At 69.1% G+C, this 6,778-nt stretch carries 5 protein-coding genes and 1 pseudogene; 1 reads left to right on the top strand and 5 read right to left on the bottom strand.

What is annotated here, in order from left to right; translation table 11 throughout:
* Window positions 1–451: 451 nt before the first annotated feature.
* Window positions 452–1,459, bottom strand: coding sequence for a stage II sporulation protein M (locus QR77_RS13390; protein ID WP_040021911.1), 1,008 nt, complete (start codon window positions 1,457–1,459; stop codon window positions 452–454).
* A gap of 130 nt (window positions 1,460–1,589) precedes the next feature.
* Here QR77_RS13390 and QR77_RS13395 point away from each other — a divergent pair, with 130 nt between their 5' ends.
* Complete coding sequence (locus tag QR77_RS13395) at window positions 1,590–2,504, top strand: RDD family protein (protein WP_040021912.1); 915 nt, start codon at window positions 1,590–1,592, stop codon at window positions 2,502–2,504.
* Between the two features lie 5 nt (window positions 2,505–2,509).
* Here QR77_RS13395 and QR77_RS13400 read toward each other — a convergent pair whose 3' ends face one another.
* From QR77_RS13400 to QR77_RS13415, 4 genes and pseudogenes are all read right to left on the bottom strand, one after another.
* A complete protein-coding gene (locus QR77_RS13400) occupies window positions 2,510–3,124 on the bottom strand; it encodes a hypothetical protein (RefSeq protein ID WP_040021914.1) in 615 nt (204 codons plus the stop codon).
* Between the two features lie 220 nt (window positions 3,125–3,344).
* Window positions 3,345–4,802 carry an adenosylhomocysteinase gene (gene ahcY, locus QR77_RS13405; protein ID WP_040021917.1) on the bottom strand — a complete coding sequence of 486 codons (1,458 nt, stop codon included), beginning with the start codon at window positions 4,800–4,802 and terminating at the stop codon, window positions 3,345–3,347.
* 232 nt (window positions 4,803–5,034) lie between these two features.
* Complete coding sequence (locus QR77_RS13410; RefSeq protein ID WP_040021919.1) at window positions 5,035–6,027, bottom strand: cation diffusion facilitator family transporter; 993 nt, start codon at window positions 6,025–6,027, stop codon at window positions 5,035–5,037.
* A 195-nt stretch (window positions 6,028–6,222) separates the two neighbouring features.
* A pseudogene (locus QR77_RS13415) lies at window positions 6,223–6,778 on the bottom strand (mannose-6-phosphate isomerase, class I); the annotation flags it as partial.

Raw genomic sequence — 6,778 nt, forward strand, 5'->3', positions numbered from 1 at the left:
TTTGTTCCCCTTCCGGGGCCCTCCGGGCGCTTCCCTTCGTGTTTCTGTATTTCCGACTCTATCAGATGCTTTCGTATCCGATTTCCCCCGGCCGGCGGAGGTTTTTCTTTCCTGCTGTTTACTGCTGTTCTCGCTCTTTCCTGCGTTTCCGACTCTACCAGAACCTTTTTCAGATTCTGACGGCCTGCGGACTGGCCTTTTGTCTTTCGACGGACCCGACATTACCAGAATCATTGAGGCCGATTTCATCGGCCTTCGTGTATCCGGATGTCGAATCGATGGGCTCCACAGAAATTCGATTTCCGTCGGGAGCCAGCTAGATGTTCACCAACCGCACTCGAACCTACCTGCTTTCGAGGCAACCGTTCAAATCTACCTCCCCGCTCGAACCATGTCAATGGTTTCCGTGGGGCGAAGAGGAGACTAACAGGTCAGAGACGTGCCGCGCACATCAGGCCGCGACCGGGAGCTCCGCGCTGCGGTCGGCAGCTTCCACGTCACCCGTGTCGCCCGCGCGGGCCGCCCGGCCGCCGACGACGTACACGTACGTCAGGAAGGCCGTCTCGGCCAGCACGCCGATGGCGATCCGGGCCCAGGTGGGCAGTCCGGACGGGGTCACGAAGCCTTCGATCATGCCCGACACGAAGAGCACCATCGCCAGACCTATGGCCATGCCGATCGCGGCGCGCCCCTGCTGGGCGAGGGCGGCGCGGCGTGACAGGGGGCCGGGGTCGATCACCGTCCAGCCGAGGCGCAGCCCCGTACCGGCGGCCACGAAGACCGCGGTGAGTTCGAGCAGGCCGTGCGGCAGGATCAGGCCGAGGAAGGTGTCCAGGCGGCCGGCGGACGACATCAGCCCGGCGCCCGCGGCGACGTTCAGCACATTGGTGAAGAGGATCCAGATCACCGGGAGGCACAGGAAAGCTCCCAGGACGAGGCACAGGGCGGCGGCCTCGGCGTTGTTCGTCCAGACCTGCGCCGCGAACGAGGCCGCCGGATGGCTCGAGTAGTACGTCTCGTACTCCCCGCCGGGCCGTGTCATCTGCCGGAGTTCGTCCGGGGCGCCGATCGAGGACTGGACCTCGGGGTGCGCGCCGATCCACCACCCCATGACCACGACGAGAAGCGTCGACAGCAGTGCCGTCGGCACCCACCAGTGCCGGGCCCGGTACACGGCGGCGGGAAAGCCCGCCGTCAGGAAGCCGGTCACATCCCGCCAGCCCGCGCGGCGCGTCCCCGTGACCGTGGCCCTGGCACGGGCGACGAGCTGGGTGAGGCGGCCCACGAGCACGGGGTCCGGAGCGCTGGACCGCATCAGCGAGAGGTGCGTGGCGGTGCGCTGGTAGAGAGCGACGAGTTCGTCGGCCTCCGTGCCCGTGAGGCGGCGCCCGCGGCGGAGCAACTGGTCCAGGCGGTCCCACTCGGCGGTGTGTGCCGTCACGAAGACATCGAGATCCATGGTCGGCTGCTGCTCCAGGCACTGGGTGCGTACGGCTTACTCGGGCTGACGACAGCGCGATGCCGATCAGCTTGGCAGACTGAGGCGTTCAGGGGCAGGGCAGGGAACGGCCGGAGAAGGGTGCGCACCAGTGAACGAGCTTGTGACGGGCGACGCGGTTGTCCTCGGAGTGCTTCCGGCGAAACTGCCGAGCCGGGCACTGGCCCTCGCGATCGACATCGTGGTGGCCTGGTTCGTCTATCTCCTGGTGACGATCGGCATCGTGCTGGGGGCCGGTTCGCTCGACGAGGCGGCGTTCACGGCGCTGACGATCGCGTCGTTCGTCCTCGTCCTGGTCGGCGGGCCGATAGCGGTGGAGACCCTCACCCATGGGCGCTCGGTCGGGAAGCTCGCGTGCGGGCTGCGTGTCGTACGCGACGACGGCGGGCCCATCCGGTTCCGGCACGCGCTGGTACGCGGGGCGATCGGCGTCATCGAACTGCTGATGTCGTTCGGGGTCATCGCCTGCATCGCGTCGCTCGTGTCCGCGCGGGGCCGCCGGATCGGCGATGTCTTCGCGGGGACCCTGGTCGTACGGGAGAGGGTGCCCGCCGCGCGCAGGGCGTCCGTTCCGCCTCCGCCGCCCTGGCTCGCGGGGCAGTTCGCCCGGCTGGATCTGTCAGCGGTGCCCGACGAGCTGTGGCTGGCGATACGTCAGTACCTGACGCGCATGGGGCAGCTCGACGCCAAGGTGGGCTGGGCGATGGCCGGGCGCCTCGCTGACGACCTGGCGGCGCGTACGGGGGTGCCGGTGCCCCAAGGGGTGCCGGCGGGCGCGTACTTGGCCGCTGTGGTGAGCGAACGGCAGGCGCGGGACGCCAGGCGGGCCTTCGGTGGCCCCTCCCCCGACGTGGCTTCGCCTGCCACTGCTGCTCCGGCTCCTGCCGCTCCGGCTCCTGCCGCGCCCGCCTCTGCTCCCGGGCCTGTTGCCGCCCCCGCCGTCGCGCCGCCGCAGGTTCCTGACGCCGACCGCCGACCCGCTTCCGGGTTCGCGCCGCCCGCCTAACCCCTTCAGGACAGGACCGAGGGCGGGCTTTCCAGGTCTTCGAGTTCGATACCCGGGGCCGAGAGCACCACGTCGCCGGCCAGGTGGATCGTGTGCTGTTCACCGGTGTCCAACGCGCTGACCTGGTACTCGTCCACGGTCAGGGGGCCGTTGTCAGTGGCGTGCGCTTCACTGTTCACCAGCGCCCAGGACTGGTCCAGGGTGCGGGGGGCGAGGACCGGGTCGGTGAAGGCCACGAGGCGTACGCGCGTCGCGGTCGAGTCGGGGGTGAGGCGCAGGAGACGGGTCAGGGCGACGAGGAACGCGGGGGAGGTACCGGTGAAGGCATGAGCGCGGACGTTGCCCTCTGTGGCGTGGGCGCCGGTGGGGTCGGTCCTCACCCACGTGACCCCTTCGATGGCCGCCGCGCGGATCTGCCAGCTCGCGGCGTGGAGTTCGAGGCGAATGGGGCGGCCGAGGTCGTCGACGGCCAGGTCGACGGAGCCGGCGGGGTCGCCGGAGGGGGTGGTGATCTGCGAGACGTAACGCCAGCCGGACGGGCCTGGCGCGCAGTGGAAGTGTTCCTGACCGAGGGGGGTGTGGTCGTGCGGATCGTGGAGCGAATAACGGCCGCGGGGCATGGGGTCCTTCGGGTCCTCTGGGGTTGATACGGGCGCCCGGCGCGGCGCGGTGACGGAACAGGCCCCCGGCACGGGGGTGCGGGGGCCTGATCCTGATCTGTACCGCGGTGCGGGGCGTGCGTATCACCGCTCGCCGATCACGGACTGCCGAGGCGGTGTCGCGCTGTCGGGAGTGCCGGCAGCGATCGACGGTGCCTCACCTCGGCGGCCCGTCAGTTGATCAGTAGCGGTACTGCTCGGACTTGTACGGGCCCGTCACGTCGACACCGATGTACGCGGCCTGCTCGGGGCGGAGCGTCGTCAGCTTCACGCCGAGCGCGTCGAGGTGGAGACGGGCGACCTTCTCGTCGAGGTGCTTGGGGAGCACGTAGACGTCGGTCGGGTACTCCTCCTGCTTGGTGAACAGCTCGATCTGGGCCAGCGTCTGGTCCGAGAAGGAGTTGGACATCACGAAGGAGGGGTGGCCCGTGGCGTTGCCCAGGTTCAGCAGCCGGCCCTCGGACAGCACGATGAGGGTCTTGCCGTCGGGGAACGTCCAGGTGTGGACCTGGGGCTTGACCTCGTCCTTGACGATGCCGTCGATCTTCGCGAGGCCGGCCATGTCGATCTCGTTGTCGAAGTGACCGATGTTGCCCACGATGGCCTGGTGCTTCATCTTGGCCATGTCGGAGGCCATGATGATGTCCTTGTTGCCCGTCGTGGTGACGAAGATGTCCGCGATACCGACGACGTCGTCGAGCGTGGAGACCTGGTAGCCGTCCATCGCCGCCTGGAGGGCGCAGATCGGGTCGATCTCGGTGACGATCACTCGCGCGCCCTGACCCCGCAGGGACTCGGCGCAGCCCTTGCCGACATCGCCGTAACCGAAGACGACCGCGACCTTTCCGCCGATGAGGACATCGGTGGCGCGGTTGATGCCGTCGATCAGCGAGTGGCGGCAGCCGTACTTGTTGTCGAACTTCGACTTGGTGACCGCGTCGTTCACGTTGATCGCGGGGAAGAGGAGGGCGCCGTCGCGCTGCATCTCGTACAGCCGGTGGACACCGGTCGTGGTCTCCTCGGTGACACCGCGGATCTCGGACGCCAGGCGCGTCCACTTCTGCGGGTCCTCGGTGAGGGTGCGGTTCAGCAGACGGAGGATGTAGCTGTACTCCTCGCTGTCCGCCGTCGCCGGGTCCGGGGCCGCTCCGGCCTTCTCGAACTCGACGCCCTTGTGCACCAGGAGGGTGGCGTCACCGCCGTCGTCCAGGATCATGTTCGGGCCGCCGGTCGGGGTGTTCGGCCAGGTCAGCGCCTGCTCCGTGCACCACCAGTACTCCTCGAGGGACTCGCCCTTCCAGGCGAACACCGGGATGCCCTTGGGGGCCTCCGGGGTGCCCTCGGGGCCGACCGCGATCGCGGCGGCGGCGTGGTCCTGGGTGGAGAAGATGTTGCAGGAGGCCCAGCGGACATCGGCGCCGAGCGCGCTCAGCGTCTCGATCAGGACCGCTGTCTGCACCGTCATGTGCAGCGAACCGGTGATGCGGGCGCCCGCGAGCGGCTGGGTGGCCGAGTACTCCTTGCGGATCGACATCAGACCGGGCATCTCGTGCTCGGCGAGAGTGATCTCCTTGCGGCCGAACTCGGCGAGCGAGAGATCGGCGACCTTGAAGTCCTGTCGGTTGGCGACAGTCGTCATAGCGTGCTGCTCCTCGTAATGGGGTGTCGAGGGTGGGTACGTACGGCTGGCTCTGCGGCGGCGGGCACAGGAATGCCCGGGCACTCGCGGCCCAGTCCGTCGGAGGCCCTCTCTCCCTCGGCCGGTCCGCGTGGGCGGGCCGCCCGACCGCCATCAGCAGCGACGTCTGGCACTGTCACGAATCTACACCGGTGGGCCCGGTGGCCCACAGCCAACAAGGTTTTGCGTGTGCTCAGTGTGCGGGGTCCGTCGCGGGGCTGGGTTCGAGGTCTCCCCCCGGGCCCTTCGCCGGGTTGGTGCCGGCCTCGGCCGCCGCGGCGCTGTAGATGTCCGGCTCCAGGTAGATGACGCGGGCGATCGGGACCGCCGCGCGGATGCGCGTCTCGGCGGAGTTGATCGCGTCGGCGACCTCGCCGGCCGTGTCGTCGTGCTGCACCGCGATCTTCGCGGCGACCAGCAGCTCCTCGGGGCCGAGGTGCAGCGTACGCATGTGGATGATGCCGGTCACCACATCGCCGTCGACGAGCGCGGCCTTGATCTTCTCGACGTCGTCGATACCGGCCGCCTCACCCAGCAGCAGGGACTTCGTCTCGGACGCCAGGATCAGCGCGATCACGATGAGGAGGATGCCGATGCAGAGCGTGCCGATGCCGTCCCAGACGCCGTTGCCGGTGCCGATGGCCAGGCCGACGCCCAGCAGCGCGAGTACCAGGCCGATGAGCGCGCCGAAGTCCTCCAGGAGTACGACGGGCAGCTCAGGGGCCTTGGCGCGGCGGATGAACTCGTTCCAGGAGAGCTTGCCGCGCGTGACGTTGGATTCCTTGATGGCCGTACGGAACGAGAACCCCTCCGCGATTATCGCGAAGACGAGCACGGCGACCGGCCAGTACCAGGAGTCCAGGGGGTGCGGGTTCTTGATCTTCTCGTAGCCCTCGTAGACCGCGAACATGCCACCGACCGAGAACAGGACGATGGAGACGAGGAACGCGTAGATGTAGCGCTCGCGGCCGTATCCGAAGGGGTGTTGCGGGGTCGCCTCGCGCTCGGCCTTCTTGCCGCCGAGCAGCAGCAGTCCCTGGTTGCCCGAGTCGGCGAGCGAGTGCACGCTCTCGGCGAGCATCGACGACGAACCGCTGAACAGGAACGCCACGAACTTGGCCACCGCGATCGCGAGGTTGGCGCCGAGCGCCGCCACGATCGCCTTTGTTCCGCCGGACGCGCTCATGGGTGCCTGGTGTCCCTTCCTCGGTGCTGCTGTCGTCGGTGCTGCGGCCGCCGGTACTGCGGCCGTGTCGCCGGGCGGCTCTGTTCGCCGTACGGCTGTCACGGGCGCGTACGGCGCTCCGGCCGTACGCCGTGGGTACGGCCGCACATTGTCGCAGCCGCCGACGCGGTCGGTGGTGCCGGTGGTGCCGCTGGTTCAGACGACCACAGTGGCCCGGAAAACGGTACCCGTGCCGGTCAGTTCGGCATTTTCGCCTGCCGGGACGAAGACCGAACCACCGGGGGTCAGCGCCAGGTCGTTCGCGCGGGGCGCACCGGCCGTGCAGGCCAGGATCTGCGGCGCGTCCGAGGTCAGGTCGCGCGGCGCTGCGCCCGGTGCCAGGGTGTGGCGGGAGAGCCGGAACTCGTCGATGGGGGTGTCGTAGATCTCCTCGCCCGAGGCGGCCGCCTCGGGGCGCAGGATGTCGGGTGCCGCTGCCTCGAAGCGCACGATGCGGAGCAGCTCGTCGACGTCCACGTGCTTGGGGGTGAGACCGCAGCGCAGGACGTTGTCCGAGTTGGCCATGATCTCGACACCCAGGCCGCCCAGGTAGGCGTGCGGGACGCCGGCGCCGAGGAAGAGGGCTTCACCCGGCTGGAGTTGGACGTGGTTGAGCAGCATGGCGGCGATGACGCCCGGGTCGCCGGGGTAGTGGCGCGCGATGGCGGCGTACGGGGCGTAGGCGCCGCCGAGGCGCTCGGCGGCCGAGGCC

It is taken from the genome of Streptomyces sp. 150FB (genome assembly GCF_000818195.1).
Taxonomy (GTDB): Bacteria; Actinomycetota; Actinomycetes; order Streptomycetales; family Streptomycetaceae; genus Streptomyces.